Origin of the sequence: Paraburkholderia sp. J63 (assembly GCF_905220245.1) — a bacterium.
GTDB lineage: Bacteria > Pseudomonadota > Gammaproteobacteria > Burkholderiales > Burkholderiaceae > Paraburkholderia.
Genome location: NZ_CAJMZF010000170.1, coordinates 1 through 537, shown reverse-complemented (window position 1 = coordinate 537; position 537 = coordinate 1). Strand labels below are relative to the sequence as shown.

The 537-nt window shown below is 64.8% G+C and carries 1 protein-coding gene; it reads right to left on the bottom strand.

Annotation, left to right across the window (positions count from 1 at the left end; translation table 11 throughout):
* Positions 1-537: AMP-binding enzyme (locus U5775_RS39015; RefSeq protein WP_322063450.1), on the bottom strand; the 537-nt coding region annotated here is incomplete at both ends.

Below are 537 nucleotides of genomic sequence, written 5' to 3'. Positions count from 1 at the left end.
GCCACGATCTGCAGGCTCAGGATCGAATCGCCGCCCAGTTCGAAGAAGTTGTCATGGCGGCCTACGCGTGCAATGCCCAGTACCTCGCACCAGATCGCGGCCAGCGTTGTTTCCGTTGCGCCTTCAGGTGCTTCGTACTCCGCAGCAGATTCGAACTCCGGTTGCGGGAGTGCCTTGCGGTCCACCTTCCCGTTTGGATTGAGCGGCATTGCCTCCAGCACCATGATCACGCCCGGCACCATGTAGTCCGGCAGCACGTCAGCCAGCGCCTCGCGCAGCGCTGCTATATCGAGTGCCGCATCCGCTCGCGCCGTCACATACGCCACCAGATGCGTGCCGCCCACACTGTCCTGTGCCGTCACCACTGCTTCGCGCACGCCGGCGTGCGCAACCAGCTGCGCCTCGATCTCGCCCAGTTCGATACGGAAGCCGCGAATCTTGACCTGATGATCGATGCGCCCCAGATAGTCGAGCGCCCCTTCCGCGTTCCAGCGTGCGAGGTCGCCCGTGCGGTACAGGCGCTCGCCTTCGCGGCCG